1 protein-coding gene is annotated in these 801 nt (G+C 53.4%); it reads right to left on the reverse strand.

Annotated elements, in window-relative coordinates; genetic code table 11:
• Positions 1-680, reverse strand: a 680-nt coding sequence (locus tag ABFX54_RS56670; RefSeq protein ID WP_346115623.1) for an IS6-like element IS26 family transposase, incomplete at its 3' end; no start/stop codon positions are given.
• Positions 681-801: the final 121 nt, after the last annotated feature.

The raw sequence follows: 801 nt of genomic DNA on the forward strand, positions 1-801 counted from the left end.
AGGCGCATTTCGCCCAGGGGATCACCATAATAAAATGGTGAGGCCTGGCCTTTGCGTAGTGCACGCATCACCTCAATACCTTTGATGGTGGCGTAAGCCGTCTTCATGGATTTAAATCCCAGCGTGGCGCCGATTATTCGTTTCAGTTTGCCATGATCCCATTCAATCACGTTGTTCCGGTACTTAATCTGTCGGTGTTCAACGTCAGACGGGCACCGGCCTTCGCGTTTGAGCAGAGCAAGCGCGCGACCATAGGCGGGCGCTTTATCCGTGTTGATGAATCGCGGGATCTGCCACTTCTTCACGTTGTTGAGGATTTTACCCAGAAACCGGTATGCAGCTTTGCTGTTACGACGGGAGGAGAGATAAAAATCGACAGTGCGGCCCCGGCTGTCGACGGCCCGGTACAGATACGCCCAGCGGCCATTGACCTTCACGTAGGTTTCATCCATGTGCCACGGGCAAAGATCGGAAGGGTTACGCCAGTACCAGCGCAGCCGTTTTTCCATTTCAGGCGCATAACGCTGAACCCAGCGGTAAATCGTGGAGTGATCGACATTCACTCCGCGTTCAGCCAGCATCTCCTGCAGCTCACGGTAACTGATGCCGTATTTGCAGTACCAGCGTACGGCCCACAGAATGATGTCACGCTGAAAATGCCGGCCTTTGAATGGGTTCATGTGCAGCTCCATCAGCAAAAGGGGATGATAAGTTTATCACCACCGACTATTTGCAACAGTGCCCGCAGGGCTAATCAACGCAACGATGTTTGGCGGCAGGATGTTTTTGATATCCGGCGGC

The sequence above is a fragment of the Nonomuraea maheshkhaliensis genome (genome assembly GCF_039529435.1).
Classification (GTDB): domain Bacteria; phylum Actinomycetota; class Actinomycetes; order Streptosporangiales; family Streptosporangiaceae; genus Nonomuraea; species Nonomuraea maheshkhaliensis.